The following is an 18,123-nucleotide window of genomic DNA, read 5'->3' as shown; positions in this document are numbered from 1 at the left end:
ACCAAAAACCGAGCCTTTATCTGCTCTTTTAGGAAACGGGATAGGCATGAGTATTGTTGCGGATGCAAAACGCGGCATCGTCACTGACGAGATGAAGCAGGTCGCGGCACAGGAAGGCGTCACCGAAGACTTTGTCCGGCGCAGCGTTGCCGAAGGTCACATCGTAATCCCGGTCTCCCCGTACCGCAAGGTGAAGATCTGCGGTATCGGCGAGGGCCTCCGCACGAAAGTGAATGCCTCCATCGGGACCTCCACCGACATTGTCAATATCCCGGAGGAGATCGAGAAGGCAAAACAGGCAGAACGTGCCGGTGCCGACACCCTCATGGAACTCTCGACCGGCGGCGATTTTACCGAGATCAGGAAACAGGTCATTGCCAATACCACGCTCTCTGTCGGGAGCGTCCCGCTCTACCAGGCGTTCATTGAAGCGGTGAAAAAAGACGGAGCAATTATCCACATGAAAGAGGACGACCTCTTCCGGATCACGGCCGAGCAGGCAAAACTCGGCACGAACTTCATGGCGATCCACACCGGCATCAACTGGGAGACGGTAAAACGCCTCCGCAACCAGGGCCGGCATGCAGGGCTTGTCTCCCGGGGCGGGGCGCTCATGACCGCCTGGATGCTCCACAACGAGAAGGAGAACCCGCTCTATTCAGAGTTTGACTACCTGCTCGAAATCATGAAGGAGCACGAAGTCACCCTCTCGATGGGAAACGGTATGCGGGCAGGAGCCATCCACGATGCGACAGACCGGGCCGGCATCCAGGAACTCTTAATCAACGCGGAACTCGCAGATAAGGCGCACGACAAGGACGTGCAGGTGATTGTCGAAGGCCCGGGCCACGTGCCGATCGACGAGATCGCAACAAACGTCCAGCTCATGAAGCGGGTCACCAACAACAAGCCGTTCTACATGCTCGGGCCCATCGTGACCGATATTGCCCCGGGTTATGACGACCGGGTCTCCGCAATCGGCGCAGCGATCTCCTCGTCCCTTGGTGCCGACTTCATCTGTTACGTCACCCCGGCCGAACACCTGGCACTCCCGACTCCTGAAGAGGTCTATGAAGGTGTCATCAGCTCCCGTATCGCCGCCCATGTCGGCGACATGGTAAAACTCAGGAAGACCCGGGCTGCCGATCTGGAGATGGGCCACGCCCGCCGCGATCTCGACTGGGAGCGCCAGTTTGCGGTCGCCATGAACCCGGCCCGGGCCCGGAAGATCCGCGAGGAGCGGATGCCGGCCGATACCGATGGATGCACGATGTGCGGGGACTACTGCGCCCTCAAAATTGTAAACCGGTATTTCAAGTTCTGATCCGGAGATAACACTTTTTTTTGAGATTTCGTGGATTTTTTGGTCTGGAGAGATCCTGATCCAAAACCCGGCGGCCAGGCGACCGAAGAGATCTAAGAATGTGTGTCCCCTTACCACGCGGTGAGCCCGAAAAACCGGGATTGCACAACCCGTAAACATTGCCAGCCATAAAAAGGATCCTGCACGTAAAATGATTGGCTGGATCCTTCACACGTACAGACTTCTTGTGAGGTTTTCTCCGGGGTGCGAAGATTTCTTTAACAAGATCCCGCTTTCGCTCAGGGACAGGTACGTATGGGCAAAATTTCTGCTTTGATATCGGCGGGCGGAGCAAAATACATCCATGAAGTAACCAGCACGTCGGCCCCGGCTTTGGCATAGGCTGCCGCGTTGGTATCGTTAACATTCCCGGCCGCTATCATGCAGATATTTGGGTCGATGGCACGGCACTGACCGGCATATCCGGCAAACTTTTCAAGGGGTATTTTATCCAGCTGGATGGCATCGGCTCCGGCGTTAGCTGCCATCAGGGCTTCCTCCAGGGAATGGGCTTCTACGACAATTTTCCGCTCTTTCTGTTTCTGCTTAACAGAACGCACCACACCGGGCAACTCTTCATAGCCGCCGGTAAACAAAAGATGTTCGCGGAAGATAAGGATTGTATCGGAAAGCCCGGTGCGGTGCGGCACCCCGCCACCTGCAATCAGGGCTTTCAATGCCAGTTTTTTTACAAACGGAGGGTGTTTACGGGTTCCGGCTACCGAAACCAGGGGGTTTTCTGCCCGGGCAGAATCGACCAGGTGCCGTGTGCGCCCTGCAATGCCCGATGCAAATTCGATCATGGCACTCCCTGTCCGCCAGATCAGGTGAATGGCACTGGCATCGCCCCTGGCTTCAAGCAGTTTCTCACCGGCCTGCAACCGGGTTCCCGAAGCGACAGAATAACTGACTTCGAGTCCGACTTTTTTATAAAGCCGTACTGCCTCTTCGGTGCAGCACGCGATCATCCCGTTTCTGGCGATCAATGAGATCGAACCCTGCTTTCCGGACAGGTCCAGCAATGTGCTTGTCATATCCCCTGCCGGAACGTCGTCTTCGATCAGCCGGTCAATATCGTTTTCGGTAAAATAGATCATGTTCAGGTTCCCTCAAACACTCGTACACTTTCAGGTATGTCACCTTATGGATCAGAGCCCCATCGACGCGGGATTTGACCATGCAAACACTGGCGCCCGTATTTTAATCGCAAGAGATCTTCTCCCCAAAAAAGGGGCATAACTGTTCACGTGAGTGATTCGTACTGTTAGGATTTTTAGGTTTCTCATCTGCACTTTTATGACGACAGGAAGTATTTGTGTCCGGCGTTATTTTACGATTTTGTTCACTTTTCTATAAAGTATCGGAAATGAACAAAACCCTGGCATGTAACGAAAAACGACGCCCGGAGTTATAGTTTATCTAAACGAATGAAAAGATATGACACGTTCTGCTGATGAAGAGGCTCTTGCTTCAGGAGAGACAGGGTGTAGAGGATACCGAAGCCGAACGACAGGCCAGCGATCGGATATCGTTTCGGCACCTTCCCCGTTATCCCCATTCCAGCCCGGCTCGGTCAAAAAACCCTCTCATAATATTTCATCGAACCGCAGGCCCCGCACCGGTCTCCTTCGATCAGGTAATCGGGAACGGTCTCGCCGCAGCAGGGACAGGTGACCGAGGACCATTTCTCCTTTTTCTTCACGGTGACCCGGACCCTTTCTGATGAGAGAATGTTTTGCCCGGCACGGAAGATCTCATCGAAGAGCTGGCCTTTCATGGTCTTCTTGTCAAATGCCGGGCTGTTGGCATACCATATATCGACCGTGGGATATTTTTTCAGTTTCTTCTGGTCCACGTACACCCGGACGGCATCAGCAGTCTCACCTTCGGATGGCAGGTTCATGGTGATCGCAAATTTCCCGATGGGCACGATCCTGAGCCGGTTATTCCCGATAGTGATGTGGGCCAGGACCTGCAGGGCATCGGGAAGGCACTTGGGGGTTTCGCAGACCCCGTAGAGTTTCTGGCCTTTTTTGACCCCGAGAAGTTCCATTGCATAGTCAACCATAAACGCCCCGATGAGAACCCCGGGTGCCGGGTAGGTATGGAACTCTGCGAGTTTGAGGATCTCCTGCTGAAGCTCTGGCCTTACACGGCCTCTCTCCATACTGGCTCTCAGCGCATCGGGCATCTCTTCAGGGCGGACTGCTTGCATGAATCAACAGTTGTCCATCCAGCGATAAACATGTTATGAAAAGAAACAAGGCATAATAACCACCGGCCCGGGGCATCGTTCCCGGAGAAACAGAACAGGGGGTTTCGGGGGATTATCGGGTGCACTTTTCACAGGAATAGTTACACAGGGAGCACAAGGACGAAGGGTATATCTTTCGGATCGAAAAAGGGCCTTATCCGAAAGGAATACTGTCCCCATTCCCGTTCAGATCCGGTAGTTCCCGCCTTCAATCTTAATGGTCTTCCCGTGGGTCAGCGCATCGGCAATCTTTCTCCGTGCAGATACCACGAGCCGGTGAAACGTGGGCTGCGAGATCTCCATCATGGCAGCGCATTCGTTCTGGTCGAGACCTTCCAGGTCTTTGAGCCGGACCGCTTCAAACTCGTCGACAGAGAGGATCGCCTCTTCAGGTTCAGTATTCCCTGCGGTCACAGGTCCAAATGAGGTGAAGGAAGGCTGACACCCCACCCTCCTGCACCGTCGTCTTCCCGGCATTACTCAAAAGTAGTGAGCCGTTTTTCGATTTCAGTCTTTTCTGCCCCGATGCGTTTGAGCTCTGCTTCGAGGAGTTGTTTCTGTGCTTCCCTGCTTACGGGCCCGGGTTCGGGAAACGAATTCCGGCAGAACCCCCGGCCCCTGCCAAAGCCCCGGCCACATCTCTGCGCAGTGCCTCTTCCCAAAGCCATTCCCTGTCCACAGGGGCCCATGCCCCTTCCCGTACCAGCACCGTAGCCGGCAGAGCCTGTCTGATCCAATCCTGGCATTATTGTTGCCTCGCAATATGAATATACATTCACATCTTTTTATGGGTATTGGATCGGGTAACCCCGATCACAAGGAGTGACGGGAGCCGCAAGAAAGAGAACTGCACGCGGTCATGCATTCATCTTTCAATTTTAAGCAGTTCTTATGGCAGTTCGATCCGTCAGTTTCATCGGTCTGGATCCTGCAGGGAATCCGGAAAAACGGGAAAACGGTGATTTTTGGGAAGAGCCCCATCACTGAAGGAGCAGGGTATTTTTATCATATGCACCCACCTACACTCCCCCGATGACAACCCGATCCACGCTAACTATCCCCGAAGCAGCGGGAGTGCTCGGGATTACCGGTGCGGCGAGCCTGAATACCGTCCATACCCGCTTCCGCGAGCTGGCTAAAGAGTGGCATCCCGATGTTTCCTGTCACGCTCCCGCTCTTTCCCACGATACGTTCATCCGGATCAAGGGTGCGTATGATGTCCTGGTGAACTACTGCATGAACTATGAGATCTCGTTTAAGCAGGAAGATATCCGGAAAGGCACGGACTACGATGACTCAAAGGAATTCTGGATGAGCAGGTTTGGCGACGACCCGATCTGGAACTGAATATTTTCCCGGGATCCCCGCACACCGTCGTTCCGGTAACTGATCCTGCCTCGGGCTCTTCAGGTATCTCATCCGCTGCGATCGCAGGAGATGTCAGGCTTACAAAATATGCATTTTCCGGGAACTGTACAATCAGAAGGTTTTAACCATTTATGCGCATATGAGTAAATATGGCATCCGGCAGTCTGCCGGGAAATGAACCATAAGAGGATTGACATGAAAGTCGCTATTGCAAAAGAAGGAGACATGGTGTCCGGGCATTTCGGCCACTGCACTGAATACGCGGTGTTCACGGTTGAAAACAAAAAAATTACCCGTAAGGAAATACTGGAGAGCCCCGGCCACGAACCGGGAAAGTTGCCGGTATTCCTTGCCGGGCATAAGGTTACGCACGTCCTCGCAGGCGGCATGGGCCCACGGGCCGTGGACCTGTTCTGCGAAAACAAAATCGAAGTTTTCCTTGGTGTACAGGGCAAGATCGAGGAAGTCATCAAGGATTTCATAGAAGGAAAAATTACACAGGGCGAGAGCAGCTGTACCCACGGTGAAGAAGGGCACGAGTGCAGCGGCCATTAACCCCAGAGAAATCCCCGTATATTTAAAAAAACGATGAAGATCCCCCCGGGGCACCCGGCATACGGGGTCATGCATCCGGGCAACAGCCCGGGCATGACCCGTTTTCGGGTACCTCACCCTACTGATTATCATGACGCCACATTCTGATGAGCACCCGGAAACGAAGGGTACATCCCATACCCCTAAAGGGCTCCCACCCAAAGCAACGATCGATGTGAAACACGTAATCCTTGTCCTCTCCGGTAAGGGGGGCGTGGGTAAATCAACCGTATCCGTCAACCTTGCCTCAGCTCTCGCAGCTCATGGCAGGCAGGTCGGACTGCTCGACCTCGATATCCACGGTCCCAATATCCCCAAGATGCTGGGGATCGAGAACGAGCGGCCGGCCGTGCTGGAGAATCACATGGAACCGGTCCATGTCTTGGGAAACCTCTCGGTCATGTCGATGGCGTTCCTGCTGCCGGATACAAGTTCGCCGGTTATCTGGCGCGGGCCGATGAAGATGGCGGTGATCGAGCAGTTCCTCGCCGACGTGAACTGGGGGACGCTGGACTACCTGATCGTAGACCTTCCCCCGGGAACCGGGGACGAGGCACTCTCCATTGTCCAGCTCGCACCCAATGTCCAGGGCGCCGTTATTGTCACCACGCCCCAGGACGTGGCAGTGCTCGACGCGGTAAAAGCAATAAAGTTTATCGGGAAACTGGAACTGCCCGTCATCGGGATCATCGAGAACATGAGCGGCATGGTCTGCCCCCACTGCGGGAAGACCGTAGACCTGTTCGGACGCGGCGGCGGAGAGAAGGCGGCACAGGAACTGGGCGTTCCCTACCTCGGCTCGATCCCGCTCGATCCCGAGATGGTAAAAGCAGGAGACGAGGGGCGCCCGTACGTCCTCCGCCATGCCGATACACCCACGTGGAAGGCAGTGGACGAGGTCATGGAAAACCTGGTAAAACGGGTCGAATCCTGATTGGATTTATTGAATCATGCAACAAAATCACGGACGGTACTGATATGAGGAAATATCCCGGCATTCCCGAACTGCTCGAAGCATACATGAAGGAGAGCGCGGCAGACAAACGCTGGGTCACCGTGCAGGAAATCCGCGACCGGTTCGGCCTGACCCGGTACCAGAGTGTAACGGTCTCCGCGTTTTTACGGCGCCTGGAGCAGGGGCCGTTTGTCCGGTTTCCCTACATCGTTCTTAAAATCGAACGCATACCGGCCATGCCGTCCGAAAACATTCGCGGGGACCGTTACCTTGTGACCCTGCGGGAATGCGGCACGGTACACAAGAGAGGGAAGCGGGAGCCCGGATATTCAGGGACTGCCGGTGAAATCGTGCCCGCTCGAACGCTAATCCCCCCATGTATGACGGAGTGCTACGATACCCGGGCTGCATCGGGGCGGGCAGGTTTGCAGGATTACCAAATACCCGTAACCACATAACCATGGATCACACTCACGAAATTCCGGAACTTCTGGACGCATTTATGGCGGCATCGGGGGATTCGGAGCGGTGGATCACTGTATACGAACTCAGGATGTACTTCCATCTTGACGAATCCTGTGCAACGGTAATTTCGGGATACCTGCGCAGGATCTACCGGAATCCTTCCCGCACCGGCCTGTATTCCGTGGAGAAAATCGAGAGAATACCGGTCAAAATCCCCCAGCGCAGGATCTCGACACGGTACCTGGTAAAAAGGAGACCGTCTTCCCGACGATGGTGATGGGGGAGACACATCCTTACGATGAGACTACTCTCAGGATATGGAAAATAACCCCAAATCGGGCTTTGTTTCCCCTTTTCCTGTTCAGGCCATGCCGGGATATCCCCGTAAAATCAACGGTTTCTGTTCCAGTGGAGAATACACCCGAATAGCGCCCCGTTTGCCGAAATACGACTGATTTCGACCTCGCCGAATGACCCTTAATGGCCTTTGGACGGCCCCGGTTTTTGCCACGTATTTTAGTCCATCTGACCCAGAAAAAGACCGCCAGAACGCGAATATAAGGGTCATTTTTTCGACGGGACGGGGAAAAAAGAGGTTGGCCGCCTGCATAACCTGCCATTGCCAGAAGGAGATGCATTGCAAGACGTGAAGACAAGTGGCAAATGGCGGGATTGTCGCGAGTGGATTGCATCAGACCCGCTACCATGAACGAACAGCACGTTCCGGTATAATGAAGAGAGGAATTTGTTTGCCGGTATATTTTAGTAATATCCCAATTTCGATTTAACAAAATAAATAAATCCGGCAATGGGCCCCCACGCTTTTTTCAAACGCCGGGTTTCGTTATTCCGGAAATTGGTTTTTGCCTTTGTTAACGCGATATCCACGTCCCACTCAACTTTTTTCATTCGTTTGTTAAACTCCTCCAGATCGATCGTGAACAGGTGGACCTTGAGCATATGTTCCGCCATTTCAAAATCCATTTTTTTTGATACTGCCTCGCGGGGAGATAATTCAATCCCATCCAGATCTTTGCACCTTTTGGACCATTCGGCCTCAAATTCTACCAGGTCAGATCCCATTTCGCCAAGCACGATCCTCAATCCTCATGACAACTCACCGTTCGTGAACATTAAGATTCTGAATACTGCGGCACCCCCCGCCCCCCAACACCTCCAACCACAAAATTGATGATAGTCCATGCATTTTCCCGGATTTTCAGCCGCGCCCCGGGAATTTTCTCATACAAATCCGGCAAAAACCTCATATCTGAGCCGGTTTTTCGTAAAAATGGCGCGTATAACCTCCGGGTTACATTTATTTTAAATACGTGTATAGGCTTGATTCTATTATTACAATGATCCGAAAAATCGTAACGCACCTGAAAATGAAGTTCAAAATGGCGGTAAAGGCCATCAGGGCCGGATTCATGTCCGCCGCGTACCCTCAGGTGCCACTGCCCGCAGCCGCGTGCCTTCCGTTTTTCGGATTCGTTGTCCCGACCGTTGCAGAAAATGCATTGAACGCGGGGCTGCGGTACAGAAAGACGAGCGGCCACGCCCCCATCTTTTCGCTCTTCTCTTTCTTTGGTGATCGACCGGTATTGTAACACCGGTGCCCGGGCAGAATGAATCGTTTTCATCCGACAGGGGACCTGCCGAATCTAAAAACAGGTCACGATCGATCGGCGTGTCAACCTTCATCCTCCCCGGAACCACCGGCCCGGTAAGTATTTCATAAACGGGGGTCCCGGTGTCACCCGTTTTTTTTAGTATGGCAGGTTGAATTTAAAAAAAAACGGTGGAAACTATGCAGAACATAACTGCCGGCACATCCCTGAAGGTGATTCAGGGGGCAGTCAAAGCACAGGAAAAGCGGACGGGCTTTTCTGGCAGGGAAACGATCAGGGAAAACAACGGGCACGGGATCAGCGGCACGGGAGATGATCCCGCACGGTCCCGGGTCCGGGAAGAGGACAACCGCATCGCGGTACTGCGGGAAACGGGGGCAGCATGATTCCCGTAGCCGCAGGGCAGGTCCGGGGCGGAAGCGAGGGCTGCGTCCACGTCACGATCAACGGGCAGGCGCATTTCATCTGCCCGGAAGATCTGGGATTGCTCGTATTCATCGGGGAATCGGTACCGCTCCTGGCAAAACGGGCAGGCGCGAACGAAACCCCGATGGTGTCGGGCAGGGTCCGGCTCAATCCCTCGGGGCGGTCCGTGATCATTGAGAACGGCCGGGAGCGGTTCATGGTTCCCCGCGACCGGTTCCTCGCGGTCGCATTCGGTGAGGATATCTCGACCCTTATCTTCGAGATTCCGTCGGACCGGGCCGAACGGGAAATCATTTCGCCCTGCAAGGGAGGCACCGCATGACCCCAAGCCCGCTGCACGCAATCTCGCGCAAAGCCCAGAGGATCTTAAACCGCCGTGGCTACGCGGTGGTCTGGTCCGTTACACTGACGGATCACAATGCCCCGGAGACATTTGTCTGCACCCGTGGCGAGAAAGAACGGCTCCATGTCAAACTGAAAATCTGCCCCAACACGCTTGTCCATGGGGCGGATGTCGCGCGGTATTGCGACGATGAGATCCGCATCCTCCGCAGGCAAATGAAAAACAATCCCGGAACAACCGACCCGTACGAGTGCTGGGTTGCGCTGCCCTTCGGTAAATATTACCTTATCAGGATCCTGCCGGAGACGCTCGTCGATATGAGGTCCGGGGAAAAGATCACCCCGCTGCCTGCCTGGGGTGTACCGGTATGACCAGCCGGCGCGGAACGGTCATCGAGCAGGGGGCAAGCGAACTGCTCCAGACGCACGGGTACGCTGTTCGGGTCATCCCCTGCGGGTTTGACAAGCGGGCCCCTCCGGCCCATCTCGTCGCGTCAAAAGCGGGCGGGACCCGGTTTATCCGGATCCGGAAGATCTCCCGCCTGCCCGTCTCGGCCGTGACGGTCGAAAGCCGGTTCAACCGCGATATCGTGCTGTTCCGGAAATATCTCGCACGGCACCCCGGACAGGCCGGGCTTTCCTGCGAGATCTGGACCTATTCCCTCACCCACGGATTCAGATCCTTTGGGGTATCTCCGGATGCCGTCCGGGAAATCCCGAAGTTTGCAGTCAGCCAGTCGCCCTCATCCGACATCGCGGGGATCGTATGAGCCCCGGACGGCGTATGGCGGTCCTTGAACGCGAGGCGGGACGCCTGCTCCATAAACGGGGCTACGATTCCATCAGCGTCAGCGATGCATTCCAGGACCGGCATTATATTCCCTACAACCTGATCGCCCACCGGCTCCGGGACGACGGGAGCGACGACACCCTGGTAGTGAAGATCAAAGTCGCGCTCCACCGGTTCGACGCAAAGGATGCAGACATCTTCTGCCGGGCCGAAATCACGCAGGTAAAGAACGTGTGGGCCGGTCTCCCGGCGGAACTGGAGGGAGCCCGGTACGAGTGCTGGGTCTCGATCCCCCCGGATGTGTTCCAGCAGTTCGAAATTACTGCACGGGGACTCCGGGAGATCCCCCCGGATCAGAAGCAGGATGCCCCCGCCGGAGGTGCAGGATGATCCGGAAGTGCGCTTTTGCCGCTTACCGGCAGCGGGCAACGGCACTGCTCGTGTCCCGGGGCTACGAGCCGGTCCTGCCGGTGGAGAGCAGTTACCTCTCGCGCTACATCCCGCTCCACCTCGTGGGGATGCGGGGCGACTACGAGGCGCTCTGCGTGAAACTCCGTATGGCGTATGGGGCGGTGAGCGTCCGGTATGTCGAGTCGTTCTGCAGGTACGAGATCTGCCAGTTCCGTTCCCTGCTGATGATGGACCCGGGCAACGCCTTTGTCCGCTGCGAGGTCTGGGTGGTATCGCCGAACGGTTCGATCCACTGCTACGATGTGCAGACGACCGGTATCCGCGAGGTGGCCGCCTATGCCCGGTGAGGTTGCCTGCCCGCCGGTAGTGACCGAGAAGATCGAGGGAATCCCGCTCTACCTGATCCCAAAGGCAATCGCAGAGCAGATCAAACTGAAACGCGAGTCGGTCTTTCTCATCAGGGTCGAGCGCCGGTTTAATCACCGGTACGCCGTTATCGTCGAATCACGCGACGAGCACGAAGAGCGGGTGAAGCAGGAGGACGGGGCCGGACCCGGGGGCGCGGAGCATCTGGGTTGACTGCTGCCGGAACAAAACATATGAGCAGGGAAGGAGGTACGGAAAGATGTGCAAAGGGCCGGGTATGCCACCAAAAGATGCAACGCATGTACAGGTATGCGGCGGGAATGAAATGAGGGAAACCTATGCCGGAAGAACCTTTTGAGATACTGCCCGTGATAAAATACCGTCCGGAGATTACCGAGATGACGGAGGAGGACGCCAGAAGGGCGCTCCTTGAGGGAGAGGCGTTTATGGTCCTTGAGATCCAGGCGGTCGGAATGGTGGACACAGAAGACGGGCAGGAATCGCTTGCTGTCGATTTTCTCGCTGCATGTAACATAAAGGCGCTCGCATCGCCGTGGATGAAGGAGAAAATGCATCTCCTTTCCGATATCTGCGAGAATACCGTTATGGTTCTGGGCAACCGGGTACGAACCCGGCTCTTCTCCAGAATCCGGAAAGAAAAGGATCGGGAACTGTGCCTGTACCGGCTCTCCGCATGGCTGTCGATGGGTGATGACGGTTCGGAACGCTGGAGCATCAGGGACAGGATCGACCCGGTGTTTGAAGAGGAGGATCCCGGTGTAGGAGCGCGGGCCGCGGAGGCACGGAGACTCGCGGGGATGGCGATGGGACAGAAGGCGGGATTATGAGGGTCATCGCGGGTGTGAAGTTCTGCGGGTATTGTTACAGGGGTGGTATTCGGGATGAGGCACGGGAGATGGATATGGTGTGAATAAGAAAAGTAGGTCCTGTGAACCGGACGATCATAAGATCGTCCGGTTCACATGGTTATTAATCACTCTTTTGTGGGGTGAAAATGAATAGGCCCCTCTCCTCCGGGAGAGACTGGCTTTTTTAGACCCTTATAAAGCCCTTCTCTTGCCCTTATGCGTTCAGGATTATTATTTGGGAATATGCGTGGATTTTATTCAATCAAACGGAGCACATTCTCGATAGCGTCTTGTGCAACATTTCGGTTCATACGGGTGTACATCTGAAGTGCATCCCGATCATCGGGAATTATCACAAGAGTTTCTCTGAGAAACGGGTACCGGTGCAGCATTTCCTCCAGGAACATGAAATCAAGTTCTGTCCCTCCGGCCTGTGGATCGATGAGAGATAAAATATCCGCACGGTCTTTCCTGAGTTTGCCTTTCTCCCAATCCTCCCTGTCGGAGGTGTGCTCCTCTATCCGGTATGCCCTGTCCCATGCAGCTTTTAATTTCAGGATCATCAGGAGTGAGCGCTCAGGGAGGGTGACGGAAAATCCTGGTGAAATTTCTTTTTGAATCGTCCTGCCATTCAGGAGATTCATAGGGCAGGGTTCATCCCTGCCCTCGAAACAATTTCTCTCGTTACGGCGAATGAAATCGATGATGATCTCGCCGTTAAGAGGGATGACCTTCACAACACTGTTCTTAAACGGGGGATTGCGCCTCCGGATGAAACCCCGACTCGTCAGCAGATGGCGCATGAGATGCTGTCGCGTTCCGGCATTAGTCACCAGATCGATATCGATAGACCCGTACCACGGGTTATAGCAGTACACTGCCCATCCTCCGATCAGGACCGTGACAGGACTCTCCGGACTTTCCCGCTCATGAACCCAGCGATATATTTCTACCAGTTCTTCTAACGAGGCATCAATGACAGATCGGGGAACCTCATAAGCGGGCATAGTCCTCCACGAGTTTTAAGGTTAGGTCCCGGCCACTATAGCCCTGCCCTGCCAGATCGAGAAGGGCCTGCGCCGGCGATACGAGCCGGATATCTTCGATTATCCGCGTATCTGAGAATATGTCCCGGTCCGGTTTGTATACCCGGACTTTTAGCCCCTGCGTGTCCGAAGCATCAAAGCACGCAAGGAACGGATCGAGGCTCTCCTTACGGATATAGACATACACCGTGTCGTGGCGGAACCCATAATTGGTATACATCCCCCCTGCCGTGAAACTTGTGAACCCACAGGCAATATTTTGCTTGTCGCACATCATTGTTATAGTCCGGGCCACTGACATTGCGTCATTCTCCGGGAGGATAACCTCGTTATAATATAATTTTTCAAACGGGCGTTCCCATGCGATTCCATTCAACAGTTTTGGGATATCGTTAAGTTTTACATAATTGTTAACTTCGATGACAATCCCCTTTGCTACCAGGCTCTTCACGGTTGCATGGGCCCACCCGTACGAGACATTCGCTTTCATGGCGATATGCCGGATGGAGGTCTCTTTTTCGGTGAGGAGCGCTATCACGATCTTCCATGATTTTGCCGAACTGATCTTTTCGATACGGCGTACATCGGACTTTTCGTTTTCCGGGATGTTCGACCGGTATGGTAATGCGATTATCCGAATATCGCAGGAATGGGCGATTTTCTCGGTCTGTGGGGATATGAGCTTGCTTGCGATGACGAATTCCGCATATTTATTCCGGGATTCTGTAGTGCGGAGAAGATTTTTCAGGACTAGCTGGCGCCCGATGGTATCGATGGTCAGTCGCGACTTGATCTCAATGATGTATTTTTTTGAATAATCTTCGATAACCAGATCAGCCCTGAACGGGAATTCCTCCGAGACCGGTACTTCCCAGGACACGGATGCGTTGTCGCTGATATCCAGTTCGCGCTTTATGGAATCCAGTATCAAATTCTCTTCGCCGTTAATCATCCTGTTACTCTATCACTATAATGCGATACTATAATAAATGTATCAGTGATAATTGAAAATTTTGCACTTATCGCATTTTAGTGATAATATGATAAAGATATCAGTGATAATTTCTGCCACAAATTAAATGAGGATTTAAACGGCCGTGAGGTTTCCTGTTTTTCCCCTCCCTTCAGCAAAACCTAAAACCCCCGTCTTATAGAGGAATATTTTAGCCCAAGGGCGCCCGAGGGCGGGAGAAAAGAAAAAATGGCAGATTTCGTACAGAATACCAATGTCAAGAGTGCGGTACGCACCCTTGCAGAACCCATTGCAGACATTGCGGCGTTCAACACGATCGTCCAGTCGGTCATCACCGACAACCCGTTTGCATGTGTAGCGTATATGACTGCCGGTGAAAGCCACCTGCCGGTCGAGAAGACCAGGGAGGCATACACCGCGAAGCTCGTCTACCAGGACACCGATGCCAAGAGCGTTGGCACGGGCAGCCACCGGTTCGACACGCTCGCCAAGTTCAATGCCGGGGTGACTGCGCTGCTTGCCGCTGCTGCGGTCAGCACGGCACACGGTGGTACCGTGGCTCATGATACCGATCAGGACACATTTTCCGTGACCCTGAAGTGCCACGACGCAAACGGCGAGATTTATATGGTGAACTTCAGCCGGGACCGCGTCACTATCACCTCGTACGAGGACGATGCGATCCGGACACGGGTCGAGACCTGGGCGGACACCGTTACCGCTCTTGCCTAAAGACACCGGCATTCCAGAACGGGAGGCCGGATGAGAGGGACGCACGTTCCCTGACCGGTCATCGGACCGGAAACGTCAGGAGGACATGCCCCTCCCCGGCTTTTCTAAAAGAGAACAAAGGCCGGCAGGAGGGCAAACCTCCTTTTTAGTCCCCCTCCCGTCTGGATCGCCACTTTCGGTTAAGGAGCGTTATGGACACGGAACTTCTGGGGATTGTGCTCGGGGCCGTGCTCCCGCTGTATCCCCTGCTGTTTGCCATCTACCAGAAAATTGGTAAATACGATGAGGTAGTCGAGGAGTTCAAAAAACTCCGGGACGAACACGAACATCACAGGGAGGAATATCATGGACAATGAGAATGTGCAGCCGGTCGCAACGGTGACCGGGCTGTACCGGGGCACGTTTGGCAGATACACGAGCCCGGTCTTCGGGATCCGTATTGCGGAGGATGCCGATGTTCGAGAATGAAGTGCTGACCCGGTGCGCCATCTGCGGGACCGGGCTCCTGCTCGGCCTTGTCATGGCGCTGGCCGGCCTTCCCCTTCTCCTGCTTATCGTGCCGGTTGCAATCTTCTTCCTCGGTCTCGTCGCAGACCCGGAGGAAACGCACGCAGTCTGGTACGGGATGCTCTCCACGCTCGGCATCTTCGATCTTTCCGTGCTGACCGATACAGAACGGGAAAACTATGCCGAGAAGCGGCACTACTTCTGGTTCGGCGAGGTCGGGATGGCTGCGATCCTCGCCGGAGTGTTTGCCGTTCCGCTTGGGATCTTCATTGCGGGCCGGGCGGAGATGACCTTAGCGTTCATAGGGGCGGCGGTCCTGTTCCTTCCGCTGTTTGTGTTCCTGCCCAAGGTCATCCGCCGGGCGATGAAGGCGGATGGGGATAGCGTGATAGAGGCGTTCGGGAAGAACGAGCAGGTGAAAAAAGTGTTCTGGGCGCTGTTCGCCGCGATGGCGGGGCTGGTGCTGGCGCAGTTTGTGGACCCGGTGACGGCGCAGCAGATTGTCGGGATGATTACGGGGATGGGGGGATAAATCACCCCTGTTTATCCCACGTCGGAGACACCTGAAAAAAGAGGAGTATGATCACTCAGGTAAAACAAGCCCCATACGGGCTCCGTTTCCCGGTTTTATATCCCAGCCTCCCCCGGAAACGCCTGTACAGCCCGCCGTTTCTGTTCCTGTGGAGAATACGCCCAATTTTAACCCCGTTTGTAAAAATACGGCAGGATTACCCCTCGCCAAACGGCTGCTAATGGCCTTTAAACAGCCCCGGTTTTTGCCATGTATTTTAGTCCATCCAGCCCGGAAAAAGGCCGCCAGAACGCGAATATGAGGGTCGTTTTTTCCGGGGGCCGGATCACCGCTGGTATCCCGGGTCCCCCTGCTGGACCATCCGAACGGCCACGATCCCGGGAATATCCGCTCCCCCCAGTGCCGCAACAATTGCCTGGACATAGGGCTCCTGCCGTGTCATGCTTGGTGAGGCACGTTTGTCCAGCCGCTCCCCTTTCCTGCCCATCTGTGCAGAACCGGTTGCAATGAAGTGAAGAAAATCTTCTTTCGGGAGACCCCATTTCGTGTTGATCTTCAGGTGAACGATATTTTTGTTTTTGGGATTGGGATACATCACGGCCCGGGTCCCGGGCAGCCGGACCGCCTCACCCCCGTTTGACTGTGACAGTGCAACGACCAGCGACCACAGGGGGTCACACGCGGTCTTTGCCATGGGGCAGTCCCGGCAAAACCGGTTCGTCGGGGGCAGTGCATCACCCCGGTAATGAGCGCAGAATGTGATGTCCATACTATGGGGGTATTCAGAAACGCACGGTTTTTAATGTATTGATCGTGCTCCCGCACTTTTATCTTTTGAATATGAAGGGATGAGATGTAGGTAATCTCCCTTGCAGCAATAACACCCTATTTATAGGTTCGACTATACAGCAGGGTTAGACCATACAGTCTGGTGCCCGGGCAGGACCCGGGAGAACAGGTGAACAAGAATGACCTACGAGACGATAGGAAAGGAGCTCATTGAGATTCTGGGGCTAAAAGGGAGCCCGGTTGCAGTAAAACTTGCCAGGACTCCGGCGGATGTGCCGGCAGGTTATGAAAAAATGGCCAAGAAAGAACGGCACTGCCAGTTTGTGCAGGATGCCCGGCTTAAGGGAGTGACCGGGTATGCCACGCAGGCAGAACACCTCTGCAAGGGAGGGGCTGCCGTGATGGGAATCGAACCCTCCCCGGACCTCGTGGCTGATGGCACAACCTACCAGAAACTCGGGAACTTCAAGACGGTCGAAGGAGCCGTGGAGACGGTCCATGCAATCCCGAAACTTGACGAGACCTATTATGCCTCGGTGTATGCGCCCCTCGATAAGGCGGAGTTCGAACCCGATGTTGTGGTGTTCGTTGTGACGCCACGGCAGGCGCTTCGGCTGTCGCAGGCATACCTCCATACATCAGGAGGCCGGATCTCAAGCGATTATTCCGGGATCCAGTCGCTCTGCGCCGATGCAGTTGTCGCAGTGCGGCAGCGGGGAGTCCCGAACATGACGCTCGGGTGCAACGGGTCCCGGAAGTATTCCGGGATTGCGGAGGATGAAGTGATCCTTGGGTTCCCGCCAAAAGAACTTGAAGCGATGGTGGAAGCACTTAAGACATTCAGGCAGAAGTGGGGATAATATGGTAAAAACCGTGAAGGCTCTCGGTATCAGGGCCCCGAACGCAGGTATTCTGGCAGGAAACGTCCTCCGGAGCCTGGAAGATCCAAAAGAAGAAGTCCGGTTCATCGTCAGCCCGGGTGCTGAAGCCGGCATGGATGCCGTTGCACGGAAATACGGTTATTCGATGGAAGTAAGCCGGCTTGAGAAAGATCTTGAAATCCGAATGATCCCCTCGGGGAAAACTTTGGAAGAGATCGATGTAACCGGGGAAACCTGCCCCGGCCCGGTAATTATCGTGGGGGAACGGCTCTCTGCCCTTGCAGTTGGCGAGCGGCTGAAAGTCAAAAGCACCAGTCCCGATACCCTTGCTGACGTTACGGTTGCCATCACTGCATCCGGTTCGCGGATTCTGGGAGAAGGAACAGAAGGGGACCGGCATGTTATCACTATCGAGAAAGGTGAGAAAAAGGAGAAGACCGGGGATACCCTTTCTGCGGCGAACCGGGACCGCGTCCTTGTTGTCCAGAGCAACGGCACCGGGAATGCCGAACGGGCGTATGCAACCTTCATCTTCTCGAAAGTGGCCGTGAGCATGGGCAAGAAGGTGACCATCTTCCTTCTCATGGACGGGGTCAGTATTGCACGGAAAGGGAGCGCTGCCGGCGTGAAACACCCGGCGTTTGCCCCCCTTGACCAGTTGATGGACGAGATGATCAAGGCAGGTGTCACCATGTATGCCTGCGAACTCTCGGCAAAGTTCCGGGGAATGACGCAAGAGGATCTCGCTTCCGGCGTGAAACTTGCCGGGGCTGCGACCTATATCCAGCTCTTAAGTGACCCCTCATATGCGGTTGTGAATTTTTAAAAA

29 protein-coding genes are annotated in these 18,123 nt (G+C 54.7%); 20 read left to right on the top strand and 9 right to left on the bottom strand.

Going from position 1 to position 18,123, the window contains the following annotated elements; translation table 11 throughout:
- Nucleotides 1-46: 46 nt before the first annotated feature.
- Entirely contained in the window at nt 47-1,324 is a 1,278-nt protein-coding gene (thiC, locus tag WCX19_RS04410; RefSeq protein ID WP_373005531.1) for a phosphomethylpyrimidine synthase ThiC, read from the top strand.
- Between the two features lie 278 nt (nt 1,325-1,602).
- Here thiC and modD read toward each other — a convergent pair whose 3' ends face one another.
- The 4 genes from modD to WCX19_RS04390 all read right to left on the bottom strand — a co-directional run bounded on the left by modD (nt 1,603) and on the right by WCX19_RS04390 (nt 4,363).
- Nucleotides 1,603-2,460 (bottom strand): ModD protein, encoded by an 858-nt coding sequence (gene modD, locus WCX19_RS04405; RefSeq protein ID WP_373005529.1) that lies wholly within the window; start codon nt 2,458-2,460, stop codon nt 1,603-1,605.
- Between the two features lie 476 nt (nt 2,461-2,936).
- The gene (locus WCX19_RS04400; RefSeq protein WP_373005527.1) at nt 2,937-3,578 is read right to left on the bottom strand and encodes an FmdE family protein; all 642 of its coding nucleotides are present in this window, start codon (nt 3,576-3,578) and stop codon (nt 2,937-2,939) included.
- Nucleotides 3,579-3,803: 225 nt separating this feature from the next.
- Nucleotides 3,804-4,094: a DUF134 domain-containing protein gene (locus WCX19_RS04395; protein ID WP_373005525.1), complete on the bottom strand. Its 291-nt coding sequence runs from the start codon at nt 4,092-4,094 to the stop codon at nt 3,804-3,806.
- Nucleotides 4,094-4,363, bottom strand: a complete 270-nt coding sequence (locus WCX19_RS04390) for a DUF5320 domain-containing protein (protein ID WP_373005523.1) — start codon at nt 4,361-4,363, stop codon at nt 4,094-4,096. Before WCX19_RS04390 ends, WCX19_RS04395 begins: the two co-directional genes overlap by 1 nt.
- Nucleotides 4,364-4,649: 286 nt before the next feature.
- Here WCX19_RS04390 and WCX19_RS04385 point away from each other — a divergent pair, with 286 nt between their 5' ends.
- From WCX19_RS04385 to WCX19_RS04365, 5 genes are all read left to right on the top strand, one after another.
- Nucleotides 4,650-4,964, top strand: a complete 315-nt coding sequence (locus WCX19_RS04385) for a J domain-containing protein (protein WP_373005521.1) — start codon at nt 4,650-4,652, stop codon at nt 4,962-4,964.
- Nucleotides 4,965-5,159: 195 nt separating this feature from the next.
- A complete protein-coding gene (locus tag WCX19_RS04380; RefSeq protein WP_373005519.1) occupies nt 5,160-5,540 on the top strand; it encodes a NifB/NifX family molybdenum-iron cluster-binding protein in 381 nt (126 codons plus the stop codon).
- A gap of 130 nt (nt 5,541-5,670) precedes the next feature.
- Entirely contained in the window at nt 5,671-6,513 is an 843-nt protein-coding gene (locus WCX19_RS04375; RefSeq protein WP_373005517.1) for an Mrp/NBP35 family ATP-binding protein, read from the top strand.
- Between the two features lie 44 nt (nt 6,514-6,557).
- Nucleotides 6,558-6,992: a hypothetical protein gene (locus WCX19_RS04370; protein ID WP_373005515.1), complete on the top strand. Its 435-nt coding sequence runs from the start codon at nt 6,558-6,560 to the stop codon at nt 6,990-6,992.
- Nucleotides 6,993-6,994: 2 nt separating this feature from the next.
- On the top strand, nt 6,995-7,276 hold the full coding sequence (locus tag WCX19_RS04365) for a hypothetical protein (protein ID WP_373005513.1): 282 nt from the start codon (nt 6,995-6,997) through the stop codon (nt 7,274-7,276).
- Between the two features lie 485 nt (nt 7,277-7,761).
- Here WCX19_RS04365 and WCX19_RS04360 read toward each other — a convergent pair whose 3' ends face one another.
- Together WCX19_RS04360 and WCX19_RS04355 are read right to left on the bottom strand one after the other, a co-directional pair.
- The gene (locus WCX19_RS04360; protein ID WP_373005511.1) at nt 7,762-7,983 is read right to left on the bottom strand and encodes a hypothetical protein; all 222 of its coding nucleotides are present in this window, start codon (nt 7,981-7,983) and stop codon (nt 7,762-7,764) included.
- A 149-nt stretch (nt 7,984-8,132) separates the two neighbouring features.
- Nucleotides 8,133-8,642, bottom strand: a complete 510-nt coding sequence (locus tag WCX19_RS04355) for a hypothetical protein (RefSeq protein ID WP_373005509.1) — start codon at nt 8,640-8,642, stop codon at nt 8,133-8,135.
- 167 nt (nt 8,643-8,809) lie between these two features.
- Here WCX19_RS04355 and WCX19_RS04350 point away from each other — a divergent pair, with 167 nt between their 5' ends.
- The 8 genes from WCX19_RS04350 to WCX19_RS04315 all read left to right on the top strand — a co-directional run bounded on the left by WCX19_RS04350 (nt 8,810) and on the right by WCX19_RS04315 (nt 11,813).
- Complete coding sequence (locus tag WCX19_RS04350) at nt 8,810-9,016, top strand: hypothetical protein (RefSeq protein ID WP_373005507.1); 207 nt, start codon at nt 8,810-8,812, stop codon at nt 9,014-9,016.
- A complete protein-coding gene (locus WCX19_RS04345) occupies nt 9,013-9,378 on the top strand; it encodes a hypothetical protein (protein ID WP_373005505.1) in 366 nt (121 codons plus the stop codon). The genes WCX19_RS04350 and WCX19_RS04345 overlap by 4 nt, the downstream gene beginning before the upstream one ends.
- The gene (locus WCX19_RS04340; RefSeq protein WP_373005503.1) at nt 9,375-9,770 is read left to right on the top strand and encodes a hypothetical protein; all 396 of its coding nucleotides are present in this window, start codon (nt 9,375-9,377) and stop codon (nt 9,768-9,770) included. Before WCX19_RS04345 ends, WCX19_RS04340 begins: the two co-directional genes overlap by 4 nt.
- Nucleotides 9,767-10,168, top strand: coding sequence for a hypothetical protein (locus WCX19_RS04335; protein ID WP_373005501.1), 402 nt, complete (start codon nt 9,767-9,769; stop codon nt 10,166-10,168). Before WCX19_RS04340 ends, WCX19_RS04335 begins: the two co-directional genes overlap by 4 nt.
- Nucleotides 10,165-10,578 (top strand): hypothetical protein, encoded by a 414-nt coding sequence (locus WCX19_RS04330; protein ID WP_373005499.1) that lies wholly within the window; start codon nt 10,165-10,167, stop codon nt 10,576-10,578. Before WCX19_RS04335 ends, WCX19_RS04330 begins: the two co-directional genes overlap by 4 nt.
- Complete coding sequence (locus WCX19_RS04325) at nt 10,575-10,946, top strand: hypothetical protein (protein ID WP_373005497.1); 372 nt, start codon at nt 10,575-10,577, stop codon at nt 10,944-10,946. The genes WCX19_RS04330 and WCX19_RS04325 overlap by 4 nt, the downstream gene beginning before the upstream one ends.
- Nucleotides 10,936-11,178, top strand: a complete 243-nt coding sequence (locus WCX19_RS04320) for a hypothetical protein (RefSeq protein ID WP_373005495.1) — start codon at nt 10,936-10,938, stop codon at nt 11,176-11,178. The genes WCX19_RS04325 and WCX19_RS04320 overlap by 11 nt, the downstream gene beginning before the upstream one ends.
- Before the next feature lie 125 nt (nt 11,179-11,303).
- Nucleotides 11,304-11,813 carry a hypothetical protein gene (locus tag WCX19_RS04315; RefSeq protein WP_373005493.1) on the top strand — a complete coding sequence of 170 codons (510 nt, stop codon included), beginning with the start codon at nt 11,304-11,306 and terminating at the stop codon, nt 11,811-11,813.
- A 275-nt stretch (nt 11,814-12,088) separates the two neighbouring features.
- On the opposite strand, the gene WCX19_RS04310 is transcribed toward WCX19_RS04315, so the two are convergent.
- Together WCX19_RS04310 and WCX19_RS04305 are read right to left on the bottom strand one after the other, a co-directional pair.
- Nucleotides 12,089-12,841, bottom strand: coding sequence for a hypothetical protein (locus WCX19_RS04310; RefSeq protein WP_373005492.1), 753 nt, complete (start codon nt 12,839-12,841; stop codon nt 12,089-12,091).
- On the bottom strand, nt 12,828-13,832 hold the full coding sequence (locus tag WCX19_RS04305) for a hypothetical protein (protein ID WP_373005490.1): 1,005 nt from the start codon (nt 13,830-13,832) through the stop codon (nt 12,828-12,830). The genes WCX19_RS04310 and WCX19_RS04305 overlap by 14 nt, the downstream gene beginning before the upstream one ends.
- Nucleotides 13,833-14,081: 249 nt before the next feature.
- Between WCX19_RS04305 and WCX19_RS04300 the strand changes: the two genes are divergently transcribed.
- From WCX19_RS04300 to WCX19_RS04285, 4 genes are all read left to right on the top strand, one after another.
- Nucleotides 14,082-14,585, top strand: a complete 504-nt coding sequence (locus WCX19_RS04300; protein WP_373005488.1) for a hypothetical protein — start codon at nt 14,082-14,084, stop codon at nt 14,583-14,585.
- 191 nt (nt 14,586-14,776) lie between these two features.
- Nucleotides 14,777-14,941 (top strand): hypothetical protein, encoded by a 165-nt coding sequence (locus WCX19_RS04295; RefSeq protein WP_373005486.1) that lies wholly within the window; start codon nt 14,777-14,779, stop codon nt 14,939-14,941.
- The gene (locus WCX19_RS04290; RefSeq protein WP_373005484.1) at nt 14,931-15,053 is read left to right on the top strand and encodes a hypothetical protein; all 123 of its coding nucleotides are present in this window, start codon (nt 14,931-14,933) and stop codon (nt 15,051-15,053) included. Before WCX19_RS04295 ends, WCX19_RS04290 begins: the two co-directional genes overlap by 11 nt.
- Complete coding sequence (locus WCX19_RS04285) at nt 15,040-15,624, top strand: hypothetical protein (protein WP_373005482.1); 585 nt, start codon at nt 15,040-15,042, stop codon at nt 15,622-15,624. Before WCX19_RS04290 ends, WCX19_RS04285 begins: the two co-directional genes overlap by 14 nt.
- 325 nt (nt 15,625-15,949) lie before the next feature.
- Here WCX19_RS04285 and WCX19_RS04280 read toward each other — a convergent pair whose 3' ends face one another.
- Nucleotides 15,950-16,393, bottom strand: coding sequence for a hypothetical protein (locus tag WCX19_RS04280; protein ID WP_373005480.1), 444 nt, complete (start codon nt 16,391-16,393; stop codon nt 15,950-15,952).
- Nucleotides 16,394-16,592: 199 nt separating this feature from the next.
- Here WCX19_RS04280 and WCX19_RS04275 point away from each other — a divergent pair, with 199 nt between their 5' ends.
- Together WCX19_RS04275 and WCX19_RS04270 are read left to right on the top strand one after the other, a co-directional pair.
- Nucleotides 16,593-17,273, top strand: coding sequence for a DUF169 domain-containing protein (locus WCX19_RS04275; protein ID WP_373005478.1), 681 nt, complete (start codon nt 16,593-16,595; stop codon nt 17,271-17,273).
- Between the two features lies 1 nt (nt 17,274).
- Complete coding sequence (locus tag WCX19_RS04270) at nt 17,275-18,120, top strand: DsrE family protein (RefSeq protein WP_373005476.1); 846 nt, start codon at nt 17,275-17,277, stop codon at nt 18,118-18,120.
- The last annotated feature ends 3 nt before the right edge of the window (nt 18,121-18,123 follow it).

The organism is Methanoregula sp. (assembly GCF_041663825.1).
GTDB lineage: Archaea > Halobacteriota > Methanomicrobia > Methanomicrobiales > Methanospirillaceae > Methanoregula.
Note: the sequence above shows the minus strand (reverse complement) of the source record. Positions and strands in the feature narration are given on the sequence as shown.

Coding starts and splice junctions, on each gene's coding strand:
- WCX19_RS04290 (WP_373005484.1), top strand. CDS start 14,931: ATGGACAATGAGAATGTGCAGCCGGTCGCAACGGTGACCGGGCTGTAC.
- WCX19_RS04295 (WP_373005486.1), top strand. CDS start 14,777: ATGGACACGGAACTTCTGGGGATTGTGCTCGGGGCCGTGCTCCCGCTG.
- thiC (WP_373005531.1), top strand. CDS start 47: ATGAGTATTGTTGCGGATGCAAAACGCGGCATCGTCACTGACGAGATG.
- WCX19_RS04385 (WP_373005521.1), top strand. CDS start 4,650: ATGACAACCCGATCCACGCTAACTATCCCCGAAGCAGCGGGAGTGCTC.
- WCX19_RS04395 (WP_373005525.1), bottom strand. CDS start 4,094: ATGCCGGGAAGACGACGGTGCAGGAGGGTGGGGTGTCAGCCTTCCTTC.
- WCX19_RS04370 (WP_373005515.1), top strand. CDS start 6,558: ATGAGGAAATATCCCGGCATTCCCGAACTGCTCGAAGCATACATGAAG.
- WCX19_RS04315 (WP_373005493.1), top strand. CDS start 11,304: ATGCCGGAAGAACCTTTTGAGATACTGCCCGTGATAAAATACCGTCCG.
- WCX19_RS04280 (WP_373005480.1), bottom strand. CDS start 16,393: ATGGACATCACATTCTGCGCTCATTACCGGGGTGATGCACTGCCCCCG.
- WCX19_RS04345 (WP_373005505.1), top strand. CDS start 9,013: ATGATTCCCGTAGCCGCAGGGCAGGTCCGGGGCGGAAGCGAGGGCTGC.
- WCX19_RS04350 (WP_373005507.1), top strand. CDS start 8,810: ATGCAGAACATAACTGCCGGCACATCCCTGAAGGTGATTCAGGGGGCA.
- WCX19_RS04400 (WP_373005527.1), bottom strand. CDS start 3,578: ATGCAAGCAGTCCGCCCTGAAGAGATGCCCGATGCGCTGAGAGCCAGT.
- WCX19_RS04300 (WP_373005488.1), top strand. CDS start 14,082: ATGGCAGATTTCGTACAGAATACCAATGTCAAGAGTGCGGTACGCACC.
- WCX19_RS04375 (WP_373005517.1), top strand. CDS start 5,671: ATGACGCCACATTCTGATGAGCACCCGGAAACGAAGGGTACATCCCAT.
- WCX19_RS04365 (WP_373005513.1), top strand. CDS start 6,995: ATGGATCACACTCACGAAATTCCGGAACTTCTGGACGCATTTATGGCG.
- WCX19_RS04360 (WP_373005511.1), bottom strand. CDS start 7,983: ATGGATTTTGAAATGGCGGAACATATGCTCAAGGTCCACCTGTTCACG.
- WCX19_RS04320 (WP_373005495.1), top strand. CDS start 10,936: ATGCCCGGTGAGGTTGCCTGCCCGCCGGTAGTGACCGAGAAGATCGAG.
- WCX19_RS04340 (WP_373005503.1), top strand. CDS start 9,375: ATGACCCCAAGCCCGCTGCACGCAATCTCGCGCAAAGCCCAGAGGATC.
- WCX19_RS04335 (WP_373005501.1), top strand. CDS start 9,767: ATGACCAGCCGGCGCGGAACGGTCATCGAGCAGGGGGCAAGCGAACTG.
- WCX19_RS04285 (WP_373005482.1), top strand. CDS start 15,040: ATGTTCGAGAATGAAGTGCTGACCCGGTGCGCCATCTGCGGGACCGGG.
- WCX19_RS04390 (WP_373005523.1), bottom strand. CDS start 4,363: ATGCCAGGATTGGATCAGACAGGCTCTGCCGGCTACGGTGCTGGTACG.
- WCX19_RS04330 (WP_373005499.1), top strand. CDS start 10,165: ATGAGCCCCGGACGGCGTATGGCGGTCCTTGAACGCGAGGCGGGACGC.
- WCX19_RS04355 (WP_373005509.1), bottom strand. CDS start 8,642: ATGAAAACGATTCATTCTGCCCGGGCACCGGTGTTACAATACCGGTCG.
- WCX19_RS04325 (WP_373005497.1), top strand. CDS start 10,575: ATGATCCGGAAGTGCGCTTTTGCCGCTTACCGGCAGCGGGCAACGGCA.
- WCX19_RS04310 (WP_373005492.1), bottom strand. CDS start 12,841: ATGCCCGCTTATGAGGTTCCCCGATCTGTCATTGATGCCTCGTTAGAA.
- WCX19_RS04305 (WP_373005490.1), bottom strand. CDS start 13,832: ATGATTAACGGCGAAGAGAATTTGATACTGGATTCCATAAAGCGCGAA.
- WCX19_RS04270 (WP_373005476.1), top strand. CDS start 17,275: ATGGTAAAAACCGTGAAGGCTCTCGGTATCAGGGCCCCGAACGCAGGT.
- modD (WP_373005529.1), bottom strand. CDS start 2,460: ATGATCTATTTTACCGAAAACGATATTGACCGGCTGATCGAAGACGAC.
- WCX19_RS04275 (WP_373005478.1), top strand. CDS start 16,593: ATGACCTACGAGACGATAGGAAAGGAGCTCATTGAGATTCTGGGGCTA.
- WCX19_RS04380 (WP_373005519.1), top strand. CDS start 5,160: ATGAACCATAAGAGGATTGACATGAAAGTCGCTATTGCAAAAGAAGGA.